Raw genomic sequence first — 23861 nt, 5'->3', positions numbered from 1 at the left:
GAATCGAGGGCCCCCGATGAGCCACCGGCCCGCCCGCCGCGCACGCCGCGCCTCCGCCTCCCCGCTGTTCACCCCGCACGGCGTCGACCGCGCCGGCCGCAAGGCCGCCCGCCGCCAGCTCGCCGAAGCCGCCGCCAAGGCCCGCGCCGAAGCCGGCACCCGCCCCGACGCGGTCACAAGCGACGAGCACGAGATGCCCGCCGCGCTCCACCCGGCCGGCGGACGTCCCGGCCCCGCCTCCGCCCGCGGGAACCAGCTCAAGCTCCCCGCCCACCGCATGACCACCGCCGTCGCCGCTGGCGCGTACCCCTTCCTCGCCGAAGGCGGCCTCGGCGCCGAAGGCATCTACATCGGCCGCGACGTCCACGCCGAGGCATCCTTCGTCTTCGACCCCTTCGCCCTGTACGGCAAGGTCGAGGGCTTCACCAACCCCAACCTTCTGCTCGCCGGCGTCATCGGACAGGGCAAGAGCGCGCTCGCCAAGTCCTTCGCGCTGCGCTCGATCGCCTTCGGCTACCGCGTTTACGTGCCCTGCGACCCCAAGGGTGAGTGGACGCCGGTGGCCCAAGCCCTCGGCGGCCGGTCCGTCGCCCTGGGGCCCGGCCTGCCCGGACGGCTGAACCCCCTGGATGCAGCCCCCCGACCGGCGAGCGTCTCCGAAGCGGACTGGGCCGGCGAGATCCGCAAGCGGCGCCTGCTCCTGCTCGGCTCCCTGGCCCGCACCGTCCTGGGCCGGGACCTGCTGCCCATGGAACACACCGCCCTCGACGTCGCGCTCGACGCCGTCGTCACCCACGCCGACACCACCGGCCGCACCCCGCTCCTCGGCGACATCGCCGCCACCCTCAACAACCCCGCAGCCCTCGACGAGGCCGCCGGGATGATGTCGGGACGGCTCGGCGAGGCCGCCCGCGACCTCGCCCACGCCATGCGCCGCCTCGTCTTCGGCGACCTGGCGGGCATGTTCGACGCGCCCTCCACCGTCGACTTCGACCCCAGCGCGCCGATGCTCTCCATCGACCTCTCCGGCCTCGGCGGCTCCGGCGACGACACCGCGCTGGTCCTGGCCATGACCTGCGCCTCCGCCTGGATGGAGTCCGCCCTCTCCGACCCCGACGGCGGCAGACGCTGGATCGTCTACGACGAAGCTTGGCGCCTGATGCGCCACGTCGGCCTGCTCCAGCGCATGCAGGCCCAGTGGAAACTCTCCCGGGGTCTGGGCATCGCGAACCTCATGGTGATCCACCGGCTGTCGGACCTGCTCACCGCCGGCGACGCCGGATCACAGGGACGCGCCCTGGCCGAGGGCCTCCTCGCCGACTGCTCCACCCGGATCATCTACCGCCAGGAGACCGACCAGCTCCACGCCGCCGCCACCCTCCTCGGCCTGACCTCCGTCGAGATGGATGCCATCGCCCACCTCAACCGGGGGCGCGGTCTGTGGAAAGTCGCAGGTCGGAGCTTCATCGTGCAGCACCTGCTGCACAGCCACGAACTGGCGCTCTTCGACACCGACGCCCGCATGCACTGACCACGGCGCCGAGTTCACGAATTCTGACGACAATCCCGCAAGGAATCACCATAGAAGCCCATCCGACCACCGCCCTGTTCCCCATGCTCGACGAGGACGAACTCCGCGCCCTCGCCGACGACATCCGCGACCTCGGTCAGCTCCAGCCCATCGTCCTGGACTCCACCGGCCGGATCCTCGACGGCAGAAACAGGCTCCGCGCCTGCGAACTCGCCCAAGTCGAACCCGAGTACGTCACCTACAGCGGCGACAACCCGAGCGCCTACACCCTGTCCGTCAATCTCCGCCGCCGCAGCCTGTCGAAGGGCCAGGCCGCGATGATCGCCGCCAAGGCGTGTTCAGTCTCTGAACACGACCTCCGTTCAGAGACTGAACGGTCCGCCCGTTCAGTCTCTGAACAGGCCGGGGTCTCCCTGGGACGCATCGGCCAGGCGAACATCGTCCTGCGCTACACCCCCGATCTCGTCGACTCCGTGATCGCCGGCGCCATGGGCATCGACGAGGCATACCAAACGGCTCGGGATAAGAAGGCGCAGGCCGACTCGGCAGAAGCGCAGCTCGCGCGGCTCCGGGACGAGGACCCTGCCCTCGCCTCCCGCGTCGCCGACGGCGAGCTGACCCTCCAAGGCGCCTGGGCCGAGCGAAGAGCTCGGATAGAAGAGGACATACGCCAGCGCCGCGTCGCCACGCAGCTGTTGTGCGAGGTCCTGCCCTCACTCGCCCAGGTCCGAGGCAGCCGCACCTTCGACCTGTACGACCCCGAGTTCGCGCCGCCCGGCCGGGCCGTGACCCGAGAGATCATCGCGCATGCGGCCACGGCCGTGGCCGAGATGGCTTCGGTGTGGGAGGAGCGTGACCTTCCGTGAACTTCACCGCCGACCCCGTCCTGCGGAAGATCGCACTGGAGGCCGCCCAACAGGTCACCACCGACACCGGCCGCATCTACCAGGACGAGCTTCTCGAAGCGCTCTGCGAGCGACTCGCACCGCGTAAGGAACTGCTCGGCCTGGTGATCAAGAAGGCTGGCCAGGCCATGATGCGCGACCTCGGGGAACGCCATAGTCCTCGCCGTCACCGCACCACCGACGGCCTGTATCACCCCAAGAGCATCATGAAGCTCGGCAACGGCATCTGGGTGTGGATGAGAGACAGCACCGCCACCGACATGACCGAGTGGGGCCGTATCTCTTCGCGCAACTTCGTCCGAACCGCCACGGCAGAAGCCCACAAACAGGACTACGTCAGCAGCCGAAGCGACGCCTACCGGCAGCACCCCCACTGCGAGCGGCTCTCCGTGCTCGAAGAGTCCGTCTTCGGCTACCGACAAGACGCCTTCGACCATCTCAACACTGCGTAAACGGCCCTACCTCCCCGCCCTCCGCGGCTCTACCGCCTCCGCAGCAACACCTGCTACTCCGGAACGGACCCCTGATGGACACCTCCGACACCCGGCCGCCCGCCGCACCCGGTTCCCAGATGGTGCACCAGACCCTTGGTAAGACGCCGTCGGAACTCAGGTTCCTCCATGAAGGCACCGAGCTGGTGATGGCCGTCCTTGTGACCAGAGCCGCACGTCACCTGGACGACGTGCACCGTCAATTCACCGATACCGCTCAGCAGGCGGCCACCGCGCTCACGAGCGCCGTAGCTGGCACGAAGTCGATCAACTCCTTGGGAGTCCTGCAGTACTCCGCGATTCAGGTCGACATCCTCGCCGCACGTAGGGCTGACGCTGTCGACCGCCTCAAGGAGGCCATCGCCGCCTACCGCCAGTTGACGGCAGACAAGCCCACAGCCCCTGCCAGCCCACGGGCAACGCCCGCGCCGTCCACAGCTGCTCGCCGCACTCGCCGATGACTGCGATGCCCATGCGCCCTGCCGGTAACGGCCGGCGCGCGCCCACCACCACATTCCAGAACCCGATCCCGGGCGAGCTGCCGAGCCCGCCCTCACCCGGAGCCCTCTTGACCCATCCACCGCACGTGAACACCACTGAATGGGCCGAAGCCCAACGCCAGCAAGTCGACCACGACGCCCTCACGGCGCAGCTCGCCGACTGCGAAGCCGAGAGGGGGCACGACCTGATCGCTGCCTGCGACGACTGCGCACTCGGCTCCCATCCGGCGCCGGAGCCGGTGAGCGGCCTCACCCCCCCGCCGGCTCCGCGACAGCGGCCGGCGCCGCGAAGGAGGAGCCGTGGCCGCTGACGAGCCGAACCCCCCGGACTCCCGCACGAGCCCGCTCGCGCCGCTTCCCGATCACCGCAACGTGGGAGAACGATGGTGGCAGGAGCTGTGGCGTCGCCACACGCACATCACGACACCGCTCCGGGCCCGCGGACTGCCCTGCGACATCGAGTTCGGCATAAGCGCCTACATCGTGCGCGTCTCGCTCCCCGACGACAGCTACCTGACCATCAGTCCGCCGCAGGAGCCCCCCTCCGAACGCCGTCCCGGAGACCCCGAGGGCTGGATCGTCACCCGTGAGGTCCCCGACATCGTGATGCAGTACGAGGTTCTCTACGACTCGGTTCCCTGCGACGACCCCGGCGCCAGCCCGCGACCCGAAGCCCGCCACGGCGGCAGGGCCGAACCCCTGCTTGCGGCGATCGACCACCGCCTCGGCCAGCTCGGACTCCTCCCGGCCCTCGCCACCCGCCACGCAAGCGCTCACCCCGCCCCCGGCCGGCCGGCGTCTCCGGCCCAGGACGCCCCCGGCACACCAGAGCGTGGCGCTGCCTACGTCTACGGTGACGCGATGCGCGAGCTGACCGACCGGCTCAACAGAGCCGGGTCGCACGCGGATGCCGCTGCCCTGCTGCACCAGGTCCTGGAGCCCACCGACGGTCTGCTGACGCAGCTCGGCGAGTTCTTCGAAGCAGCCGGCGAGAAGGCCAAGGAAGCCGAAGAGGACGACGGCTTCGACCTGTCCTACGACCTCGCCGACGCCGCCGCCGAGATCCGCCAGCTCGGCGAGGTCCTGCACGTGGCCGAGGACCGGATGCGGGCGCTCACCCCGCTCCCGCCGCCACCGCGGGCCGCCCCCGCCCGGGCATCGTCCCTTCCCCCGGCATCACCCCCGGCAGCCCCCACGATCCGCCGCACTCGCTGACCCCGTACCCTCCAGCAGATCCCTTGGAGCCCCTGATCCGCACCGCTCTCCGTACCGTCCCTCTGCTCACCGCGACCGCCTGCCTCGCCCTGGCCCTCACTGGGTGCGCGGGCGAAGACGGCCCCGCCCAGGCTCGGAAGACGCCCAGCGCCAGCACCTCCCCGAAGCCGGCGCCGGCTCTCAGCGCCGTTCAGGCCCGCGACGTCATCACTCGCTATTCGAAGATCAACAACGAGGCCAACGCCGACCGCGACCGGCGCCTGCTCGACACGGTCGAAGACGGCCCCCTGTATGCGATGTCCCTCTCGGACTACACCGAGACCGAAGGACTTCCCGCCAAGGACCGCGAGCCGTACAAGGCGTGGTCCTACGACGTCACCAGCGCCAAGCTGTACATTCCCCGCCTGCCCTCGGGCCAGGAGCGCTGGTTCGCCACCGCGCTCTCGGACCGCCAGGGCAAGGCCCCCTCCCGACTGGCTGTGTTCGCCGAACGCCCGCAGCACAAGCGGTGGGAGATGGTCTCGGTCGTCGACCTGGACAGCCCGAAGCTGCCCAAGATCGCCCTCGACCGCGACGGGTACGCCACGGCCGCCGACGGCAACAAGAAGCTGGCAGCCGGCGCCGACCTGCTGCGCACGGCCGTGCTCGACAACTTCGCCACCGGAGGCACGAACACCGGGACGAAGGTCTTCTCGCCGACCGAGGCGAGCAAGCGGCAGATCAAGGTACACGACGAGACGGGCAGCCGCTTCGGGAACCAGGCCAGCACCGTCTTCGAGGCAGCCCCGAACCGCTACGAGGACGCCTACGCCTTGAAGACCATGGACGGCGGCGCCTTGGTCCTCTTTTCCCACACGCACACCCAGACCGATACCGTCGCGAACTCCGGCCTGCAGCTCAACCCCGGCAAGGACGACCGGGCCTGGCTCCACGACGTGCCCCGCACCTCCATCCGCTCCACGTTCGTGTGCAACGACGCCGTTACCGTCCCCGCGAAGGCCGAGCCCTCCCGCCTGATCGGCTACACCTGCGCCCGCACCAACGCCTCCGGCCCGCCGGTTCCCACCCAGTTGCATCGCGCGTAGGACCGCCGAGCGGGCCGATCGTTCCCGTCCTCGCGGCAGCGCAGCCTCTCCCGCACGTCCCCCGGAGTACCCCTGTCCACCCATTCCTTCATCGCCCGCCCCACCACCGGCACCGGGTACAGCGGCATCCACGTCCAGTTCGACGGACTGCCCAGCCACCACCTCCCGCTCCTCCTGGCCGCCTACCAGCACCGCTTCGGCCGCGACCTGGAGGCCATGTCCCGCCACCTCATCGACGACGTCACCGTCGGCTGGAACGAGCTGGGCACCGACCTCCTCGACGACGCCCCGCCCGCCCTCATACACGCGCTGACCGGCGGCGAGCGGTGGCCCAGCCGCACCCTGGACCACCTGGTCACCCCGGACGGCTCCCCGCTGGTGCGCATGGCTGTCACCGACGACACCGCCGGCGATATGGACGTGCAGTGGGGCTACGTCCTGCATCCGCAGGGCATCGAAGTGATCAGCATGGCTCACACCGGCACGGGCCCCCTCGTCACCTGGGACACCGACGCCAGCACCCCCTTCAGCGACCACCCGGCCCACTGGCCCGCCATCACCACCCGCCGGACTCCAACTGCGCTGCGCACGCCGCCGCGGCCCACCGCCCGTGCAGCGCCGACCGGTTCCCGCACGACTGTCCGCCGCTGACCCTAACCTCCCCTCATTGCCGGAGACCTCCCTGTCCGCTCCCCTCATTACCGTCGTCATCGCCACCCGCCTGCGCGACGACCGCCTCGACTACCTGAGCGCCATGCATGCCAGCCTCACCCGGCAGTCCGTGCCGTGGGAGGCCGTGATCGCGCTCGACGGCGCCTCCCCGGACCGCCTGCCGGCCCCGCTCGCGCAGGATCCCCGGGTCCGCACACTGGCCCTGCCCCGGCCGGTCGGCGCCGCCTGCGCCCGCAACCTCGCTCTCACCCACGTCCGTACCCGCTACGTCAACTGGGCGGACGACGATGACGAGTTCACGGACGACGCCATGTCCGTGCGGCAAGACATCCTGGAGTCGACCGGCGTCGGCTGGTGCGCCGGCTGGAGCCAGGACCAGCACCCCGACGGCTCGACCACCCTCTGGCGCTGCCCCACGCCGCCCGGCCGGCACCAAGCCGGGGAGGTGTGGACGTACTGGAAGTCGCCGGCGGACACCATCCCCATCGGGCCGACCACGATCCTCGCTCGCACCGACCTCGTGCGCGCCGCCCCCATGGGCGGGCTCGTCCAGGGCGAGGACTACTGCGCGGCCCTCGGCGTGACCTCGCTGGCGCCCGGGATCCTGCTTCCGGTCCCGGTGTACCGGTACCGCAAGCACCCGGGGCAGATGACGGTCCAGGTCGGATACGACCAGCTGGAGGCGGCTGCCCGCGAGCACGCGTGGGCCTACGGACGCAGTCTGCGTGCCCTGGTGGGCGATGGCGGGAACCACTTCCATGGCTGAGGCGCAGATCATCCTCTCGCACAGCCGGGAGTTCGGGATCGTCGGCCTCGCTTCGGGGGAGCAGTACAAGTGGGCGCACACCGCCCTCGCCGAGAGTGGCTTCCAGCGCGGTGAGGCGGGCGCGTGGCACCTGCCCGCCGGCGACACCGGGACCACGGTGCTGGACCTGGTCCGTTGCGCGCAGCGGCACCGCACCAGCGTGCACACCAGCAGCCGACGCTTCATCGGCGACGCCGCGAGCGACCTCGCCCGTCAGCTCCCGGGCCGCTGGGAGGCGTCGGTGGAGCTCTACTCCCACCCCGCCTGGCAGGAAGACGTCGTGCCCTGGATCTGGGACGGCGGTGAGCTCGGCCGCGCGCTGCAGAACGAACGGATCCCCTACGCCGCGATCCTCACCGACACCGTCCACGACACCACCCTTCTGTTCGCCGAGCGCCCCGGCAGCCACCTCGACTACCTGGTGGGCGCGTTCGCACCCGAGGGGTTCGAAGAGGGCTACGGCGACCCCCACGCTCCGCACAGCATCGTCCTCCCGCCTCTTCCCGGGCGTGCGGCGCAAGCTCTCACCGACCGGTACCTGCCCGCCTACGACCGGGCCGTCCACGCCCGTCGGACGGCGGCCATCGCCGCCGCCCTCGTCGAGATCCGCAGCGAGTACGAGACCTGGCAGGCCATGGTCGCCTCCGGCCGCTACAGCGACGCCACCCCGCTGGACGCCGCCGCCCTCGGCACTGCGGTCGAGGAGTTCCTCGACCAGTCCTGGCACCGCTTCCTTCCGGTCCTCGACCACGCCCCCACCCTGCTCAACGAGTGCCGCCCCGCCCTCAGTCCGTGGCCCGAGGATGCTGCGGCCCTCTCCCGCCTGACGGACGCCGCCCTTCAGGCCGGGGCAGTGCTGGAGGGCGTCATCCAAGGTTCCGTGGCCCCCCAGGAGCGCCGGGCCCGGGTGTGGCCAGCCGTCCAGACCTGGCTCACCGACGGCGAGCGCTTCCTGCGCCAAGCCCGCCTGAGTGCGCCCCACCGCCGCCCGGTACTCCCCGTCACCGCCCCGGCCCGCTCCCTCACCGCCGGGGCCCGCCCCGCCCCACACGCCCACTGACCGCCCCGCCCCGACCACGTCAGGAGAAGCACGCCCCCTTGCAGCCCGGCACCCACTTCGCCTTCGGCACCCACCCCCAGCACGGCTTCGTCGCCTCCTCCACCGCCTCGATACCCGCGCACCTCGCCCACTGGTTCCTCGAGCGCGAGCAGTTCGAGCCCGTCCCCGACGAGCCGGGGCTCTACCGGCTCAGCGAGCCCGAACGGGACGGAACCCGCCGCACCCGCCAAGCCGTCCACGACCTGCGCAGCCGCGGCTACACCGTGCAGGCCGACATCCGCGTGGACCCCATGCAGTCCGCCGCGGCCGCGCGCCCAGTGCGGCCCAACGGCCTCCAGGAGCGCCGCGCACGTCTCGCTCAGGCTGCCGCCGGCCGGACCACCCAGCGCGCCACCGCGCCCACCACCTCGCTCCCCTCTGCCCGGCCGATCCCGCCGAAGCCCACCTACGCACCGACCGTTCACCTGACCGCCGCTGGAACAGGGCGATCCCGATGACAGAGCCAAGCTCCCTCCCAGATGGCCCCCCGCCGGTGGCGAAGAACGTCGTCGAGAGCGCCCGTACCTTCCGGCTGCGGATGGCGGTCATCGACCACGAGTACGAGGTCGCGCTCGACACCACCCGCGACCGCTTCGGCCGCACCGTCCACGCAGGCGCAGCGGCAGCCGCACGAGCCCACCGCGACGAAGCGGCGGTCGAGGCGTACGCCACCCACCTCGCCCCGCACGCCGAAGACCTCCTCGGCGCCGCCCGTCGCGCGCTCGACGAACTGCCGCCCGCGCGGCACCTGGCCGGGTGGCGGGCCGTTCTGGACGGCTTGTCCGCCACCACCGCCGAGATCCGCCGTGCCCTCGACCGGCCGGTCACCGGCCCCTCGGCCGAACGCGCTGGGCGCGCGGCGCTGTGGCCCCACCTGACCGCGTGGGCCGACCACGGCTCCATCGCCAGCAACCTCGCCGACCAACACAGCACCCATCATCACCGGCCCTCGCTGACGATGGAGGAACAGCAGTCGTGGACCGAGAAGGCCCAGGCCGCGCAGCAGCGCGGCGAACTGGACCTGATCGAGTCCTGGTACGCCGCCGACGGCCAGCCCATCACCCTCGCCTACCTCGTCGAGGACGACGACTCGACGGTGGTCGCGCTCCACGGCGACCCGGGCGCACCAGGCTGGAAGGTGATCGGGCACCACGCCCACGAGTGGGAGGCGGGCAAGGCCCTGCCCCCCGCAGTCCCGCCCGGCGTGCTGCGCCCGGACATCTCCCGTTTTGCCCGTCCTGTGCCGGTCCCGGAGGTGTCCCTGCAGGAACTCAACCGCGACGTCGTCGAAGGCCACAGTGCCGGTGACGCATCCAACGCGCTCCTGAGCGCCGTCCAGCGCGGCTACCACGCCGGCCCCATGGTCCGCCTCCAGGAACTACTGGAGACCAGCGGCCAGTTCGCCAGCGCGCTGGAGACCGTGCACGGACGCCAGATCGCCGCCCGCCTGTCCGCGCTCGGCCGGCAGATCGAGTTCCTCGCCCGCGAAGTCGAAGACGCCGCCGAGGACCTGGGCGCGACCGTCGCCGTCCTGCCCCCGCACCGCACCCCCGTCCTGCGTATGCGCCCGCGCCCGGCCGTGGACACCACCCCGCCCGCACCACCACCGCGCGCCAGCACGAGCACCCACCACCGCTGACCACCGAGAAAGCCCCTCGTTGTCCCTGACCGCATCCCCCACCCCGGCACCGCGCCCCACCTACGGCGCGGTGCTGGGCAGCCCGTACGTCACCCGTCTCCTCGCAGGCACCCTCACCGGTCGACTCCCTAACGGCATGGCACTGGTCGCCATCGTCCTGTGGGCCACCGCAAACGGCCACGGCATCGCCTTCGGCGGACTGCTCAGCGCCCTGTACGGGCTGTCCTCCGCGCTGGCCCAGCCGGTCAAGGGACGCCTCATCGACCGCCACGGCCAGACAGCGGTACACCTGCCGGCCGCCCTGATCAACTCCGCTCTCCTGGTCGCCCTGCCGCTGACCGGCCCGTACGGCGGAGCGGGCCTGGCCACAACCATCGTCGTAGCCGGCGGCCTGAGCACGCCTCCCCTGGAGGCCGGCCTACGGGCCCTGTGGCCCAGCGTGCTGCCCGACCCCCGCCTCCGCCACGCTGCCCTCGCCCTGGACACCGGCACGCAGGGCCTGCTCTACATCGTCGGCCCCCTGCTCGTGGCGGCGCTCGCCTCCACGCACAGCCCCACCACCGCGCTCGCGGTCACCGCCGTACTCGGCATGGCCGGTACCGCCGCAGTGGCTCTCGCGCCACCGTCACGACGCTGGCGTCCGGTCCCGCCTGCTCAGGAACCGGCACCCGAGACACCGCGACTGGCCAGTCCCTCGCTGGTACTGCTCTTCGCTTCACTGGTCGGCATCGGCTTCGCGATCGGTGCCATGAACGTCTGGGCGGTCTCCATGGCCGAACAACACCGGCAGGAGATGCTCTCCGGGATCCTCCCCGCCGCGTTCTCCACCGGCAGCTTCCTGGGCGGCCTCCTCTACGGCCGCCGGCACTGGAACAGCACCACCACCAGCCGACTGGTCACCGCCGCCGCTGCGTTCGTGGCCGGGTGGCTGCCACTCCTGTTCCTCCCCGGCCCGTACGCGGCCACCATCGCGGTCGCGGTACCCGGCGCGTTCCTGACCGTCGTGGTCGCCTGCGCCTACGTCACCACCGACACCCTCGCACCCGCGGCCCGCACCAGCGAGGCGTACGCCTGGCTGATCCTCTCGATCGGCCTCGGACAGTCCGCCGGCACCGCCCTGTCCGGACGCCTCGCCGAGCAGCCCCTGGCGAGCGCCGTGCTCCCCGCCGCCGGCGCCGCCTTCGCGCTCGCCGTTCTACTCGCCGCACGACGCCGACTCGTACCGCCACGGCAGCCGACAAGCAGCCCGCGACCCTCCCCGTTGCCGCCAACACCGATAGGAGATCCGCCTTGCCCGACACACCAGCAGAGCCGTTCCTGACGATCCGGCACGCCATCACCGGCGAGATCACCACCACCGGCTACAACGCCGCCGCCCGGCAGATCCTCCTCCAGGACGGCTTCGAAGAGACGCCCGACTGCGCCTGCCGAACGACGGAACCCGGTACGGAACGGACACACGGGCCTGCTCGGCAACCAGCACGCTGCCCGTCGCCGACCATCCCGTGCACCTGCACCAAGCCCTCGGCCGACCGGTGAACGTTGCCGGCAATCCCTCAGCTGGCCCGGTCGCCGATGTCGCCACAGCCCGTGCTCCGCTCCGCGAGCGGCCAGCCTCTCCAGCGCATCGCCAACCCGCCCGCACCCCCACCCGTTCAAGGAGGCTCGTTTGACCACACCCGTTACGCCCGCCAGTCCAGCGCGCACCAAGGGCGGCGAACTGCGAGCCAAGGTGGCCCGGCTACTGGCCGACCGGCCGACGGACAGGCTCACCATCGGGGACATGGCCAGACAGCTGGGCCACTCCCACGGCGCCGTCCGCAACGCCGCCCTCACCCTGGTCCGACGCGGCGAAGCCGCTCAAAGTGGCACCGGACAACCGGAGTTCCGCGCGAACGCGAAAACCGCTGCAGCCGCGCAGACCGCTGTGATCAGCCCACCGGGCACCCACTCTCCACGCGCCCAAGCCGCCACGGCCCGCACGGCCACTCCCGCCGCAGCCACCCCCAGGCAGACCGGACCGATCCGCCGCGCGGGCGGCCAGCTCTACCACCCCCGGGAACTGGCCGATCTGCCCGACGTCGAGGCGCTGAATCGCCTGCGCGACGCCGACGTGCCAGTGCTGCTCTAGGGCCTGTCTCTTTGAGCTGGCGCTGCCGATCCGTCGGCCATGGCTACAGGAGTCGCCGGGATCAAGGCCGTCCGTGACGCCTTCTACGCCGTTTGCTGCTCACCGGCAGACCGCGGCTCTGCAGGAGCGGGCTCGGGCAGGTTGCGTTGTCAGTGGCGGGTGCCAGACTGCGGGCATGACTGACACTGTGAAGGGCCCCGCCAGCTACTTTCCGTCGATTGAGAAGAAGTACGGCCGGTCGATAGCCGAGTGGAAGGACCTCATTCGTACTTCACCGCTGACCAAGCACATGGAGCTGGTCGGCTGGCTCAAGACCGAACATGGCCTGGGCCACGGCCACGCCAATGCCCTTGTCGCCCACACCCTCGCGGAGGCCAGCGGTAAGTAGAACTTCTGGAACCCGGGTCTGCGTTCAGCGGCAGGCCCAGATCAGGATGGCGGCGAGGTGGAGTGCGGCCTGATAGGCGATGGCCAGTTTGTCGGTGCGCATGGCCAGGCCGCGCCACTGCTTGAGTCGGTTGATGCATCGTTCGACCGAGTTGCGCTGCTTGTATGCCTCGGCGTCGAAGGCCGGTGGGCGGCCTCCGTCGCGGCCTCGCTTCAGCCGGTGGCCGACCTGGTCAGACGGCTGGGGGATGACTGTGCGGATTCCGCGCCGCCGGAGGTGATTGCGGATCGCGCGGGAGGAGTACGCGCGGTCCGCCAGGACGGCATCGGGTCGGGTTCTCGGTCGACCGGGTCCGCTTCGCGGAACGCGGATGCCTGCCATGACGGTCTCGAAGGCCGGGGCGTCGCCCGCCTGGCCTGCGGTGACGCGAAGGGCCAGAGGCCGTGCACGGCTGTCGCTGGCGAGGTGAACTTTCGTGCTCAGGCCGCCACGGGAACGTCCGAGGGCGTGGTTGTCAGGTTCGGCTCGGCCTGGCGCCCCTTTTTCCTGGCACCGGCAGCATGTTGGTGAGCCCGGCAGACGGTGGAGTCCACCGAGACGGTCCAGCCGATGTCGGCATCAGCGTCGGCTGCTGCCAGAACTGCGGCGAGGATGCGTTCCCAGGTGCCGTCCACGGCCCACCTGATCAGGCGTTTGTGAGCGGTCTGGAACGAGCCGAGCTCGTCCGGAAGGTCCCGCCAGGGAGAGCAGGTGCGGTACTTCCACGCAATGGCCTCCAAGGTTCGGCGGTGATCGGCCCATCGTCGGCCGCGGACCGGATCGGCCGGCATCAGCGGCTCGATCCGGTCCCACATCGCATCAGTGATCACTAATCGGACAGGCACATCCGATCAACTGACAAACCGATCAAAGAGACACGCTCTAGGGCCCTCCCGGCACCGGCAAGACGAGTCTGGTCGAGGCGGCGTTCCCGGACCTGCTCACCGTCGCCGGTGATGGCGACACCCAGGTCGGCGACTTGATCGGCGATTGGACGCAGGCCGACGGCGGAGGCTACGTGTTCCAGTACGGTCCGCTGGTCACCGCGATGACCGAGGGCCGCGCCCTCCTGATCGACGATGCCACCCTGATCTCACCGAAGGTGTTGGCGGCGCTGTATCCCGCGATGGACGGGCGCCGGCAGATCCAGGTCAAGGCCCACAAGGGCGAAACCATCAAGGCCGAGCCGGGCTTCTACGTGGTGGCGGGCCACAACCCCGGCGTCCACGGCGCGGTGTTGACGGAGGCCCTCGCGAGCCGGTTCAGTGTGCAGATCCAGATCGGCACAGACTACGACCTCGCCCTGGCGCTGAGGATCGATGCCCGGGTGGTCCGGGTCGCCCGACACCTCGCCCACCAGGTCGAACTCGGCGAGCTGGGCTGGGCCCCCCAACTGCGAGAGCTGCTCAGCTACCAGAAGACCGAGGCCGTCCTCGGCACCAAAGCCGCCCTCGCGAACCTCGTCGGCATCGCCCCTGAAGAGGACCGCGACGCCGTCGCAGACGCCGTCACCAAGGCCGTCGGCATCAAGAAGATCGCCCCCCTCACCCTCGGCAAGCAGCTCCACTCCTCTGCCGCCCGCCAGCCCCCGGGCAGCGTCGGCTCCGCACACCGGGGCCGCTCGCGATGAGCGCCCACCAGCACGTCCAGTCACCCGCCACCACCCGGGACGACGAGGCCGACCTCGCGCGCTGGGACGACGACGGCGCCCCGCCCGCACAACCCCGTACCTCCCCGGACGCGTGGCTGCGCGTGGGAGCCGAACTCGGCGACCGGCTGGTCGCCCTCTCCGGCCGCCAGGACCTCCTCGTCACCTGCCGCCCCGGCACGCGCAGCGGCGCACCAGCCGCGTTCTTCCCCACGCTGGGCGAGGTCGAGTTCGACGCCCGCTTGTTCGCGCCGCTGAAGCCCCACGAGATCCATCCGCGGACCATTGGCGACGAGGAACGCTATCCCGCCGCCTGGGGCGTGTTCGTCCACGAGGCCGCGCACGCGGCTCACTCCGTCTGGACGCAGCCTGCTGGAGCAGACCCCCGTGTCGTCGAGGCCGCGCTCCTGCTGGAGGAGAGCCGCGTCGAAGGCGCACACCTGATTAAGCGGCCCACGGACCGCACGTACCTGCGCACCAGTGCCCGAACCCTGGTCATGCCCGACATCGCCCACCCCACCCTCCAGGGCATCGAGCACGCCGCCGCCACGGCGGCCCTGATCCTCGGCCGCCGTGACGTCGGCATCCTGGACGCGGGCGAGACCCAGGCCGTCGCCGGTCTGTGCGGAAAGGTGCTCGGTGCAGACCTGCTGGCCACCCTCACCCGCATCTGGACCGCAGCCCAGCAGTGCGCCGACCACGACGCCACGACGATGCTCGTGCACGGCCAGAAGTGGTGTGACGCCCTGGATGCCGCGGCTCCCGACCTGCCCGTGCCGGATAACCTCACCGACCTGCTGTCCGGCGCCGTGGGGGTCGTCATGGACAGCACGGCGGCCACCGACGCCGCCGACCTCGTGGCACAGGCCGCAGCGACCAACGCCCTGGACAACCGGTCGAGGCAACAGGCCAACGACCGAGTCCAGCAGGCCAGTAGGCGACGCCAGGCCGCCGCCACCGCGAGTTCCGTCTTCAACTCCGTCGGCGCCACCGTCACCCCCGACGGCACACCAGCGCCCCGCAGCAACCCGGTCACCGGCACCCGCAGGCCCACCGCCGCCGAGAAAAGCGCCGCCGCCCGCCTGAGCCGCGCCCTGCGAGCCGCCGCCTACCGCGAGCGGACCGAGGAGCGGACCACCAGTCCCACCCCGCCCGGCCGCCTCAACATGCGAGCGGCCCTCGCCCGCGACGCTCAGCGCGCGGCCGGGTCGGTCCCCACCGCGGAACCGTTCACCCACACCCGCCGCCGCAATGCCGCCAGCCCACCACTGCGGGTGGGGATCGCGGTGGACGTCTCCGGCTCCATGCGTGCCGCCTGCGCGCCCGTCGCGTCCGCCGCCTGGATCGTGGCACGCGCAGCAGCCCTGACCGACCCCGACTCCCGCACCGCCACCATCGCCTACGACACGCATCTGACCGCACTGACCCGACCCACCCACCGTGCACCGGAGCGGGTGACCACGTTCGGTGCTAAGGGCAGCAGTCACAACCTCGCCAACGCCCTGGACGCGCTCGACCACGGCCTCGAACTCAGCCGCCCCGGCGCCGGGCGCCTCCTCGTGATCGTCACCGACGCCATCTACACCGCCGACGAGACCGCGCAGGCCGTCACCCGCGTCAAGCAGCTCACCACCGCCGGCTGCGCCGTACTCCAACTCACCCTCACCGCCCGGTCCCAGCACCTGCCGGGGACCACCCTGCTGCACCTTCCGCAGCCGTCCAGCGCTCCCGTGGCCATCGCCAAGGCGGCCACAGACGCCATCCGCAGAACACGCTGAGACACGACAAAAGACAGAAAGCAGGAACAACCACGTGGCAGTCCGTACGACCTGGAAGATCGTCCACCACTGTGGACACGAAGTGACGCATGACCTGTCCAACCGTCCTGCCGACCGGCGCGCCGGATTCGCCCGCTGGCTCGCGACGAAGGACTGCTCTGTTAACTGCACCATCTTCACCTCGTTGGTCACGGCGTAACAGGCCGCGATCAAGGAGCAAGTGATGGATCTACGCGATGAGTTGCTGGAGGGCCGGAGGGCCATCCCGCGCCTCGGCCGAGTGGTCGAAGTGAACCGGGCACATCCGCCATACGCAATGCTCGATGCGGCGGGGGCCGAGGTCGAGCCGGTCACCGCGTTTCTGCGGGACCTCGCCCTTGGAGATTCCAGCCCGCTGACCTGCCGCAGCTATGGCTACGGCATGTTGCGGTGGTTCCGCGTACTGTGGCTGCTGGGCACCGGGTGGGAGCGGGCGACGGAGGCGGAGGTCGCGGTGCTGACGGGTTGGTTGCGATCGGCCGCCAACCCGCAGCGTCAGCGGCACCTGGTCGATGCTCCGGTGGCCGGGACGGTCAATCTCCGCACGGGCAAAGCATCCCTGGGGGCCGGATACGCGCCGCGCACCATCAACCACGCTCTGACGGTGATCAGCGGGTTCTACGAGTTCCATGCCCATCACGGCCGCGGCCCGGTAGTCAACCCGGTGCCGCACTCGGCTCAGCGGCGCCGCGCGCTGGGGCACCGCAGTCCGCTGGAGCCCGCGCCGGTGGTGGGCCGAGCCCGTCTGCGGCAGCGAGTGTCCGACCGGTCGCCGCGGTCGATTCCCGACCGGTTGTGGGACGAACTGTTCACCGCGATGAACTGCGACCGGGACCGGGCACTGCTGGAGATTTTCGTCTCCAGCGGCGCACGCGCCAAGGAACTCCTCGGCATCGCCGTCGGCGACATCGACTGGTCCGGCCAGCGGATCTATGTGATCACCAAGGGAACCCGGGCCCGGGAAGCGGTCCCGGTCTCCCCGCAGGGCCTGTTCCGTCTGGCCCTCTACCTTGACGCGGCCGGCACACCCGCCGATGGCGGACCCTTGTGGAGGGCCCGCCGAGGCCCCGACCGTCCGCTGACCTACTGGGCCATGCGTCGAGTCATGCAGCGGGCGAACACCCTGCTGGGAACGAACTGGTCCCTGCACGATCTACGGCACACCGCCGCCTACCGCATGGCCAATGGTGGGAAGCTCACGCTCCCCGAGGTCCAGACGATCATGCGGCACGCCGGCATCCAGACCACCAACCGCTATCTGGCCGTCCATATCGAGGAACTCTTCGACAAGCTCACCGAGCACTACGCCACGCCCCGCCCGGCCCGGCACTACCCCGCAGGCTACGCCGCGGCGGACATCGAGGCGGTGTTCGGTGCCTGACCTCGCCCGTCCCACCACCGGAGTCAGCCGCCGCCACGCCCACACCGGCGACGAGCCAGCCTTCACCTCCAGCCAGATCGAGGCCCGACCGGCCTCGGCGACTATCGCGCCGCGCCCCTTCGGGGATCTGTCCGCCGCCACACCGCAGCTCATCGGCCAACTCGCCTACGACGCCTCGCCGGCAGCCTCCGCGCGGACCGCCGAACAGCACCGGGCCTCCACCCGGCGCGTCCTGGCCTACCTGAGCCGGTTCGAGGGCGGCACCTGGCAACAGCGCTGGGATGCCAGTCCCCTGGGCCGCGGCGAGATCACTGCCGTTGATCTGGGCACCAACCGGGCCGGGCAGAAGTACAGCGTCGGCGTCAGGGCTCTGTTCTGCCTCCGCGTCGTCCAGCCCACGCTGCTGGTGATGAAGAAGCACAACTTCAACGGATTCCCCGCCCAGTTCATCGCCGCCCAGGACGATCCTCTGCTGGAGAGGTTCGCCGCCCAGGTCGCTCACCATGACTTCTCTTGGCCACACAAACGCGAAGCGCTCTTCGACGTGTGCTGCCTGCTCGCGGTCCAGGGCATCGGCTTCGCCGACCTCACCCCGGCGGCCCTGCTCCACCACGCCCACGCCTCGCGTACGGCCAAGGCTGCCCTGCGCCCCGGCACGAAGGACGCCCACGTGTTCGCCGGTCACGCTGCCTGGAACGTCCTGCACGCCATGAGCCACTTCCCGCCCAGCACACCCGCCACACTGCGTCAGGCCCTGCACCGCGGCCAGCTCACTCTCGAGGAACTCGTTGACCGCCACGCCATCCGTAACCAGAGCGTCCGCCGGCTCCTGCTCGACTACTTCCAACGCCGCAAGTCCGACACCGACTATGCCTCCCTGGTCCACCTCGTCCGCCACATCGCCCACAACTTCTGGGCCCGCATCGAAGAGATCAACCCCGGGCAAGCAGATCTGAACATCCCGGCCGACCTCTACAGCGCCTGGCGCCAGAAGATCGGCATCCGCCGCGACGGCAAGCCCCGCATCGGTGTCGACACCATCGTCATCGCCGTCCGCAGCTTCTACTACGACCTGCACACCTGGGCCGCCGACGAACCCGAACGATGGGCTCCCTGGGTCGCCCCATGCCCTGTCCCGCCCAGCGAACTACGTGGCCTGGCCAAGCGTCGCCGCCGGAGCAACGAACGCTCCGCCGACCGAACCCGCCTGCGCCAACCACTCCTGCCGCTACTCGTCCGACATGTCGAGGAGCGCTACGACCACACCCGCACGCTCCTGGAACACGCCTCAGCAGCCGTCACCGACACGCCCTTCACCCACGGCGGCCGCACTTACCGCCGCGTCCTGACCGAGGAAGACCGCACACTCGCCCGTGCCGGTCACCGCACACCCGTCCGCGTCCGCGACGACGCCGGGCAGTTGATCCACATCGAAGCAGAGGAAGAGACAGCCTTCTGGGACTGGGCCACCATCGAAACCCTGCGTCACTCAGGCGCCCGCATCGAGGAGATGTGCGAGGTCAGCCACCTCAGCATCCGGCACTACCAGCGCAACAACGGCGAGATGGTCGCCCTCCTGGTCATCAGCCCGTCCAAGACCGACCGCGAGCGCGTCATCCCGATGTCCGCCGAACTGTTCCACGTCATCGCGTCCGTGATCCGCCGGCACACCCGCGACGGCAGCCCGGTCCCGATCCTGCGGCGCTTCGACCCTCACGACAAGGTCTGGAGCCCACCGACGCCGTTCCTGTTCCAGCGCAAGATCGGCTCCACCCGCAGCGTGATCAGTCCCGTGACCGTCCTCAACATGCTCGCGCGACGCTGCACGGACCTCGCTGAACACCACCCCGCTTTCCGCTCGGTCAAGTTCACCCCGCACGACTTCCGCCGCATCTTCACCACCGAGCTCGTCAACAGCGGACTGCCTATCCACATCGGCGCGGCCCTGCTCGGCCACCTCAATATCCAGACCACCCGCGGTTACGTCGCCGTGTTCGACGAAGATGTCATCCGCCATTACCTCGCCCATCTCAACGAACGCCGCCAGCTCCGCCCCGACGACGAATATCGCGACGTCACCAGCGACGAGTGGGACGAGTTCGAAGAGCACTTCGACAAGCGCAAGGTCGAACTCGGCGCCTGCGGGCGTCCTTACGGCACTCCCTGCCAGCATGAACACGCGTGCATCCGGTGTCCCATGCTCCAGGTCAGCCCGAAGATGATCAGCCGGCTTGACGACCTCGAAGCCGACCTCATCACCCGCAGAGCCCGCGCCCAAGCCGAGGGCTGGGCCGGAGAGATCGAAGGTCTCGATCTCACCCTCCAACTCCTCCGCGCCAAGCGCGACGACACCCAACGCCGCACCCAACGCCCCACCGTCGACCTCGGGATCCCCACCCCAAGAACCGCAGGAGCCCCATGACAGCACCGATCGCCGGCATACCCGTAAGCGTCCCCAGTCACATGCGGATGAAGTGGGGCCCCTGTCGGGGCAGCCAAGTCTGTTGCATGACACCCTGCCATTTGGCCGGTCTCGACCAAAACGTCAGCGAAGCCCACAGCTTCGTGCGAACCTCTGCCAGGCTCACCAAAAGTCGACCGGTTCCGTCCGAAGCCGGACTGCCGTCAGTTCACGCGGCCACGGCGGTGGGCCTCACCGATGATGCGATCGACAGTTTGATCGGCCGTGAGAACCGCAGTGTCGAACCACCAGCCGACGTCACCAAGCTCGCGCTTCATGTCGGCGTCGAGGGCCTCATAGCCGTCGAAGTCGAACCGTTCGCGGGGATCCCTGATCGTGTTGCGGTACTGACAGACCTCAATGCCCGGTGCGAGAACGACGAACGAAACCGGCCGAGGCGCGAGGAGAGCAACGAAGAAATCCAACTGCTCGCGGGAAGGGATCACCCAGTCGATCACGGCCGTGAAACCGGCATCGACGAAGTTGTTCGCCAACATGCACAGATTGCGGTTGCACAGCTCCACTTGCCGAGCAGCTTCGTCGGCGGGCTCACCCAGAGCCCAGACTCGGCCACGGATGATCATCCTGTTGAGCTCGTCGCCGTCGAGCCGGGCGGAGCGCGGCAGGCGCTCGGCAATCAGCCTGGTCACAGTCGACTTACCGGCGCCCGGCATTCCCGTGACGATCAGGCAGGGTGGCGCTCCGGCAGTGGTCACGCCCGCAATCGTGTCAGCCTGCCTATTGGTCGGCAATCGTATTTCCAACGCGCGGTGCTTGCGCTGTCCGCTCCGGCAAGTACACGGATACCGACACGCACTCATCCGAGTGAAGTGCAGATAAGCACCGACTGCTGGAAGGCGGCGCGCGACGCCGACTCCGAGTCCAAGGGGGAGTGGCTGGCCGCCCGTCGCGCCGCCGAGCTGGAGGCAGCCCGAGCGTGGGCGAAGCGGTTCGACATGCCGCCTCTGGAGGGACCCGAGAAGGCCCTGGACTGGGGCGAGCGCTCCCGCCACCAGCTGATGACCGACGCGCACACGACGCTGGTCGCAGAGGGGACCTGGGACGAGGCGGACTGGGCGGAGCTGGAGGAGAAGGCCCGCGTCGTCTCCCGGGCCGGCTGGTGGATCGACCAGCGCGACTCCGAAGGCACTGACCTGCTCGAACTCCTGGAAGCCGCAGGCGAGGACGACCACGGCACGCAGAACCCCTTCCGCTGAGGCCGGGGCAACATAGCCGGGAAACGCCGGTGAGCCAAACCGGTGTTCCTGCGGACCATTGATCCTCCCGCCGTTCCCCCGCGTGGAAGGAATCCGCTTGCTCACCCCGTCCTGGCCCCCGCCGCCCCCACCAGTCCTCGTTCTCACGCCCGATCCGCTCACCCCCACCCGGGACATCACCCACGCCCACTTCCAAGCCGGCGAGACGGTCGCCGTCCTCAAGGGAGTTGCCGACGGGGAGCTGTGGGGAGACGCGGTGCGCACCATCGCCCCCTCCTGGCACACCCCCACCGACGAGGACGGGTGGCGGCTACGCGACCCGACCGGCGGCGCCCAGACCTACACCACCGCCCACCCCCGCTACCTCGTGCACCTCTCGCGCCGCTGCCCCGACTGCCTGATCCACCTGCGGGCCATGGAGGACACCTTCCTGCCGCGCTTCGCCGGCCGCGAGGAAGTGATCGACTGCGGCTGGTACACCACCACCGCCCTGGGCCAGCTCGTCCACCTCGCCGACGCACGGGGCGGCCGGTGATCCCCCGCCTGAACGAGCGCACCCACCGCTCCCACGGGCCCCTCGAAGAGGCGCTGGGTCGGCCGGTCTCCCCCAACGAGGGCCTGACGGAGGACACGGTCGTCGCCCACTGGCCCGGCCTGGACCACTTCACCCTGGACGACGAGCACAAGTGCTGGACGGCCACACAGTGGGCCGAGCACCTGGAAGACCCGTACGTGGAGCATCCGTTCGCCGTCGGCCCGGATGACGACCGGCATGCGGTCCTCCACGTCGACGTCCGCCTGCACCCGCAGGACCGGCACCTGACGGGACCGGAGTGGTCGGAGGTCGCTCACCGGCTCGCGCGGGCCGCCGACATCGAGATCCCCGGCAAGGAGGCTGCCGGTGGATCTCCGTCCAGGCCCAGCCCGGGCGCCTCGACCTGATCGCCAACCGATCCACCTCGACGGCGCCTGGCACACTCCGCCCGCCGACATCCTGCGCCGTCTCTCGGACCAGGCTCGCAGCATCGAACAGGACCTGAACCTGATTCCCCCGCGCACCGGCCACAGCGCCATCCCTGCCGCGCCCACGGCATCCGCTCAGCTCGCGCGCGTACTCACCCAGCTCGCCGACGAGCAGGCCGGTCCCCTGGCCACGGTCCGCGGGCTCATCGAGCACACCGCGCATCGCCTCGATCGACAACCAGGGTCCGTGGGGGCCGAGGCAGCGCACGGCCTGAAGCTGATCGCCCGCCGTCTGCACGGCATCCAGCAGGACCTGGAGACCACCGCAGGGCGCTTGGCGCAGCCCCGCACCGCGGCGATGGCGCCATCAGCCCGGCGCTCCGCCCACCGATCACTGTAGGAGAAACGACTCTGCCCACTATCGACCGCGTTCTAGAGATCCGCCGTGACCCGCGCTCCGAGGAACTCCTCGCCAGCGGCGGTGACGGCGAGGCACACAGCGTCCTGCAGCGAGTCGGATTCATTTCCGTCGTGCGCGTCCATGAGACCTACGACCGCGTCCCCACCGGCTTGTCCGACCGGGACGAGGAACGTCTTGCCACAGGCGCCGTCGCCCGTCTCCGAGCCAGGGGATACCACGTCGACTGCGACGCAGACTTCGACACCGACGCCCGCCCGGCGATCTACCCGACCTTGGGCTCGTCCGTCGCCCACCTCGCCGAACGCATTCGCGAAGCCACCACCACGGACAAAGTGGCCGAGGCACTGACCGGGCTGACCGCTGCCCACGACGGCATCCTCGCCATGGACGCAGACATCCTCACCGCCACCGCCGACTTCTACGACGGGCTCGACGACCCGGCCGACCCGCACATCGCCCGGCGGCTGCGCTACCTCACCGACGAGTACCTCCGCACCATCCGCACCGACCTCGCCGACAACCGTAACGCTCTCGCCGACCGGGAGCGCTCCGCCGTGTGCGCCTGCCCGCCCCCGCCAGGCACGCTCCCCGCCCCGCCGCCCCCGGTGGCCGCGGGGCTGCGGGGCTGCGCCGCTGACTCCCACCTCGTTCAAGGACACCATGCACGACCATCACGACGCCTCCGAGCGCCTCGCCTCCTACGCCGACGTCCTCGCCGGCGAACTCCCCGACACCTGGACCAGCGCTCAGCTCCCCTCCGACGCCAAGGACGACCTCGCCGAGTTGGCCGAGCGGATCTGGGACCTGGACCTGGTCGCCGCCCATCTCGCCGAGCACCCGCTGACCGAGGCCGCCGTCCTCAGCCGCCCGGACGGCGCGCAGTTCGCCCTCCTAGACCGGCACGACAGCCGCAACGGGTTCCTGATCGCTGCCCTCGCCCCGCACGCCCTGCCCGACGAGGCGTTCCGCGCCGTCCCCGAACCCAACGGCATCGCCCTGGGGGACGACCCGTTCCTCGGCGCGGAGCAGATCGCCGGCGACCTCCTCGCCCGCTACGACCGCGCCCTCGCCCAGGCCCGCCGCAACGCCCTGTCCGGCGTTCGATCCTCCGAGCCGGACCGGGTCGTTCTGACCTGGCAGCTGGACGGCAGCGTCGCCACCGTCCCCGCCGACGACCGCGCCGGCGCTGTCCTCACCGCCCACGGCTTCGTCCAGGACCCGCCCAGCGGCCTCTACCGCCTCAGTGGTGACGACACCCGGGCCCAGGCCCGAGCCCTGCGCGCGGTCGGCCCGCCTCTCGACGTGCTCGGCATCCGCACCGTTCTCCAGCACCCCGCGGGCCGCGGTGCGCCCACCGCCGCGTCCACTTCGCCACCGCCCGTTCCGGCCGGTTCCCGGTCGCAGGCCGTCCGTTCTCGGTAGGGAGCCCGGGTGGTCCCGGCACCGCGCCGGG

At 70.6% G+C, this 23861-nt stretch carries 25 protein-coding genes and 2 pseudogenes; 24 read left to right on the top strand and 3 right to left on the bottom strand.

Annotation, left to right across the window (positions count from 1 at the left end):
- The first annotated feature begins 16 nt into the window (after positions 1 to 16).
- The 15 genes and pseudogenes from ACIQFU_RS12310 to ACIQFU_RS12240 all read left to right on the top strand — a co-directional run bounded on the left by ACIQFU_RS12310 (position 17) and on the right by ACIQFU_RS12240 (position 12461).
- Entirely contained in the window at positions 17 to 1531 is a 1515-nt protein-coding gene (locus tag ACIQFU_RS12310; protein WP_402550824.1) for a VirB4 family type IV secretion system protein, read from the top strand.
- 83 nt (positions 1532 to 1614) lie between these two features.
- Positions 1615 to 2397, top strand: coding sequence for a ParB N-terminal domain-containing protein (locus tag ACIQFU_RS12305; RefSeq protein WP_402550822.1), 783 nt, complete (start codon positions 1615 to 1617; stop codon positions 2395 to 2397).
- Complete coding sequence (locus tag ACIQFU_RS12300; protein WP_402550820.1) at positions 2394 to 2888, top strand: hypothetical protein; 495 nt, start codon at positions 2394 to 2396, stop codon at positions 2886 to 2888. The genes ACIQFU_RS12305 and ACIQFU_RS12300 overlap by 4 nt, the downstream gene beginning before the upstream one ends.
- A gap of 74 nt (positions 2889 to 2962) precedes the next feature.
- Positions 2963 to 3388: a hypothetical protein gene (locus ACIQFU_RS12295; RefSeq protein ID WP_402550818.1), complete on the top strand. Its 426-nt coding sequence runs from the start codon at positions 2963 to 2965 to the stop codon at positions 3386 to 3388.
- Between the two features lie 339 nt (positions 3389 to 3727).
- Positions 3728 to 4642: a hypothetical protein gene (locus tag ACIQFU_RS12290; protein ID WP_402550817.1), complete on the top strand. Its 915-nt coding sequence runs from the start codon at positions 3728 to 3730 to the stop codon at positions 4640 to 4642.
- 23 nt (positions 4643 to 4665) lie between these two features.
- Positions 4666 to 5727 (top strand): hypothetical protein, encoded by a 1062-nt coding sequence (locus ACIQFU_RS12285; RefSeq protein WP_402550815.1) that lies wholly within the window; start codon positions 4666 to 4668, stop codon positions 5725 to 5727.
- 216 nt (positions 5728 to 5943) lie between these two features.
- Complete coding sequence (locus ACIQFU_RS12280; RefSeq protein WP_402550814.1) at positions 5944 to 6378, top strand: hypothetical protein; 435 nt, start codon at positions 5944 to 5946, stop codon at positions 6376 to 6378.
- Between the two features lie 46 nt (positions 6379 to 6424).
- Positions 6425 to 7165, top strand: coding sequence for a glycosyltransferase family 2 protein (locus ACIQFU_RS12275; protein WP_402550931.1), 741 nt, complete (start codon positions 6425 to 6427; stop codon positions 7163 to 7165).
- Positions 7158 to 8264 carry a hypothetical protein gene (locus ACIQFU_RS12270; protein WP_402550813.1) on the top strand — a complete coding sequence of 369 codons (1107 nt, stop codon included), beginning with the start codon at positions 7158 to 7160 and terminating at the stop codon, positions 8262 to 8264. The genes ACIQFU_RS12275 and ACIQFU_RS12270 overlap by 8 nt, the downstream gene beginning before the upstream one ends.
- Positions 8265 to 8302: 38 nt before the next feature.
- Entirely contained in the window at positions 8303 to 8761 is a 459-nt protein-coding gene (locus ACIQFU_RS12265) for a hypothetical protein (protein WP_402550811.1), read from the top strand.
- On the top strand, positions 8758 to 9942 hold the full coding sequence (locus ACIQFU_RS12260; protein WP_402550810.1) for a hypothetical protein: 1185 nt from the start codon (positions 8758 to 8760) through the stop codon (positions 9940 to 9942). The genes ACIQFU_RS12265 and ACIQFU_RS12260 overlap by 4 nt, the downstream gene beginning before the upstream one ends.
- 19 nt (positions 9943 to 9961) lie before the next feature.
- Positions 9962 to 11263, top strand: coding sequence for an MFS transporter (locus tag ACIQFU_RS12255; protein WP_402550809.1), 1302 nt, complete (start codon positions 9962 to 9964; stop codon positions 11261 to 11263).
- Complete coding sequence (locus ACIQFU_RS12250) at positions 11260 to 11481, top strand: hypothetical protein (RefSeq protein ID WP_402550930.1); 222 nt, start codon at positions 11260 to 11262, stop codon at positions 11479 to 11481. The genes ACIQFU_RS12255 and ACIQFU_RS12250 overlap by 4 nt, the downstream gene beginning before the upstream one ends.
- Positions 11482 to 11674: 193 nt before the next feature.
- Positions 11675 to 12070: pseudogene (locus tag ACIQFU_RS12245) on the top strand (hypothetical protein); the annotation flags it as partial.
- A 178-nt stretch (positions 12071 to 12248) separates the two neighbouring features.
- Positions 12249 to 12461: a DUF4287 domain-containing protein gene (locus ACIQFU_RS12240; RefSeq protein WP_402550807.1), complete on the top strand. Its 213-nt coding sequence runs from the start codon at positions 12249 to 12251 to the stop codon at positions 12459 to 12461.
- Between the two features lie 24 nt (positions 12462 to 12485).
- Here ACIQFU_RS12240 and ACIQFU_RS12235 read toward each other — a convergent pair.
- Positions 12486 to 13315 (bottom strand): IS5 family transposase gene (locus ACIQFU_RS12235; RefSeq protein WP_402550928.1). Its coding sequence is split into 2 segments (ribosomal slippage): positions 12486 to 12988 and positions 12988 to 13315, totalling 831 coding nucleotides; the frame shifts between segments, so codons are not numbered across the junction.
- 71 nt (positions 13316 to 13386) lie between these two features.
- On the opposite strand from ACIQFU_RS12235, the pseudogene ACIQFU_RS12230 reads away from it, so the two are divergent.
- The 4 genes and pseudogenes from ACIQFU_RS12230 to ACIQFU_RS12215 form a co-directional block, all read left to right on the top strand.
- Positions 13387 to 14130: pseudogene (locus tag ACIQFU_RS12230) on the top strand (AAA family ATPase); the annotation flags it as partial.
- Positions 14127 to 15926 (top strand): hypothetical protein, encoded by a 1800-nt coding sequence (locus ACIQFU_RS12225; RefSeq protein ID WP_402550805.1) that lies wholly within the window; start codon positions 14127 to 14129, stop codon positions 15924 to 15926. The pseudogene ACIQFU_RS12230 and the gene ACIQFU_RS12225, both read left to right, overlap by 4 nt.
- Positions 15927 to 16149: 223 nt before the next feature.
- Positions 16150 to 17346, top strand: coding sequence for a tyrosine-type recombinase/integrase (locus ACIQFU_RS12220; protein ID WP_402550803.1), 1197 nt, complete (start codon positions 16150 to 16152; stop codon positions 17344 to 17346).
- The gene (locus tag ACIQFU_RS12215; protein ID WP_402550802.1) at positions 17339 to 19768 is read left to right on the top strand and encodes a tyrosine-type recombinase/integrase; all 2430 of its coding nucleotides are present in this window, start codon (positions 17339 to 17341) and stop codon (positions 19766 to 19768) included. Before ACIQFU_RS12220 ends, ACIQFU_RS12215 begins: the two co-directional genes overlap by 8 nt.
- 203 nt (positions 19769 to 19971) lie before the next feature.
- Here ACIQFU_RS12215 and ACIQFU_RS12210 read toward each other — a convergent pair whose 3' ends face one another.
- Complete coding sequence (locus ACIQFU_RS12210) at positions 19972 to 20523, bottom strand: AAA family ATPase (RefSeq protein WP_402550801.1); 552 nt, start codon at positions 20521 to 20523, stop codon at positions 19972 to 19974.
- 114 nt (positions 20524 to 20637) lie between these two features.
- Here ACIQFU_RS12210 and ACIQFU_RS12205 point away from each other — a divergent pair, with 114 nt between their 5' ends.
- The 4 genes from ACIQFU_RS12205 (at position 20638) to ACIQFU_RS12190 (ending at position 22387) form a co-directional block, all read left to right on the top strand.
- Positions 20638 to 21024, top strand: coding sequence for a hypothetical protein (locus ACIQFU_RS12205; RefSeq protein ID WP_402550799.1), 387 nt, complete (start codon positions 20638 to 20640; stop codon positions 21022 to 21024).
- A gap of 97 nt (positions 21025 to 21121) precedes the next feature.
- The gene (locus ACIQFU_RS12200; RefSeq protein WP_402550798.1) at positions 21122 to 21559 is read left to right on the top strand and encodes a hypothetical protein; all 438 of its coding nucleotides are present in this window, start codon (positions 21122 to 21124) and stop codon (positions 21557 to 21559) included.
- Positions 21556 to 21966: a hypothetical protein gene (locus ACIQFU_RS12195; RefSeq protein ID WP_402550797.1), complete on the top strand. Its 411-nt coding sequence runs from the start codon at positions 21556 to 21558 to the stop codon at positions 21964 to 21966. Before ACIQFU_RS12200 ends, ACIQFU_RS12195 begins: the two co-directional genes overlap by 4 nt.
- Entirely contained in the window at positions 21926 to 22387 is a 462-nt protein-coding gene (locus tag ACIQFU_RS12190) for a hypothetical protein (protein WP_402550796.1), read from the top strand. The genes ACIQFU_RS12195 and ACIQFU_RS12190 overlap by 41 nt, the downstream gene beginning before the upstream one ends.
- A 32-nt stretch (positions 22388 to 22419) precedes the next feature.
- Here ACIQFU_RS12190 and ACIQFU_RS12185 read toward each other — a convergent pair whose 3' ends face one another.
- The gene (locus ACIQFU_RS12185; RefSeq protein ID WP_402550795.1) at positions 22420 to 22776 is read right to left on the bottom strand and encodes a hypothetical protein; all 357 of its coding nucleotides are present in this window, start codon (positions 22774 to 22776) and stop codon (positions 22420 to 22422) included.
- Between the two features lie 292 nt (positions 22777 to 23068).
- On the opposite strand from ACIQFU_RS12185, the gene ACIQFU_RS12180 reads away from it, so the two are divergent.
- Entirely contained in the window at positions 23069 to 23830 is a 762-nt protein-coding gene (locus ACIQFU_RS12180) for a hypothetical protein (protein ID WP_402550793.1), read from the top strand.
- Positions 23831 to 23861 lie beyond the last annotated feature (31 nt).

The sequence above is a fragment of the Streptomyces sp. NPDC093065 genome, assembly GCF_044754585.1.
GTDB lineage: Bacteria > Actinomycetota > Actinomycetes > Streptomycetales > Streptomycetaceae > Streptomyces.
The sequence above is the reverse complement of the archived record's forward strand: the minus strand, read 5'-3'. Positions and strand labels throughout refer to the sequence as shown.

Excerpts from the sequence above, each read along its gene's own strand:
- ACIQFU_RS12310 (WP_402550824.1), top strand. The coding sequence starts at position 17 with ATGAGCCACCGGCCCGCCCGCCGCGCACGCCGCGCCTCCGCCTCCCCG.
- ACIQFU_RS12305 (WP_402550822.1), top strand. The coding sequence starts at position 1,615 with ATGCTCGACGAGGACGAACTCCGCGCCCTCGCCGACGACATCCGCGAC.
- ACIQFU_RS12295 (WP_402550818.1), top strand. The coding sequence starts at position 2,963 with ATGGACACCTCCGACACCCGGCCGCCCGCCGCACCCGGTTCCCAGATG.
- ACIQFU_RS12280 (WP_402550814.1), top strand. The coding sequence starts at position 5,944 with ATGTCCCGCCACCTCATCGACGACGTCACCGTCGGCTGGAACGAGCTG.
- ACIQFU_RS12270 (WP_402550813.1), top strand. The coding sequence starts at position 7,158 with ATGGCTGAGGCGCAGATCATCCTCTCGCACAGCCGGGAGTTCGGGATC.
- ACIQFU_RS12260 (WP_402550810.1), top strand. The coding sequence starts at position 8,758 with ATGACAGAGCCAAGCTCCCTCCCAGATGGCCCCCCGCCGGTGGCGAAG.
- ACIQFU_RS12240 (WP_402550807.1), top strand. The coding sequence starts at position 12,249 with ATGACTGACACTGTGAAGGGCCCCGCCAGCTACTTTCCGTCGATTGAG.
- ACIQFU_RS12225 (WP_402550805.1), top strand. The coding sequence starts at position 14,127 with ATGAGCGCCCACCAGCACGTCCAGTCACCCGCCACCACCCGGGACGAC.
- ACIQFU_RS12220 (WP_402550803.1), top strand. The coding sequence starts at position 16,150 with ATGGATCTACGCGATGAGTTGCTGGAGGGCCGGAGGGCCATCCCGCGC.
- ACIQFU_RS12180 (WP_402550793.1), top strand. The coding sequence starts at position 23,069 with ATGCACGACCATCACGACGCCTCCGAGCGCCTCGCCTCCTACGCCGAC.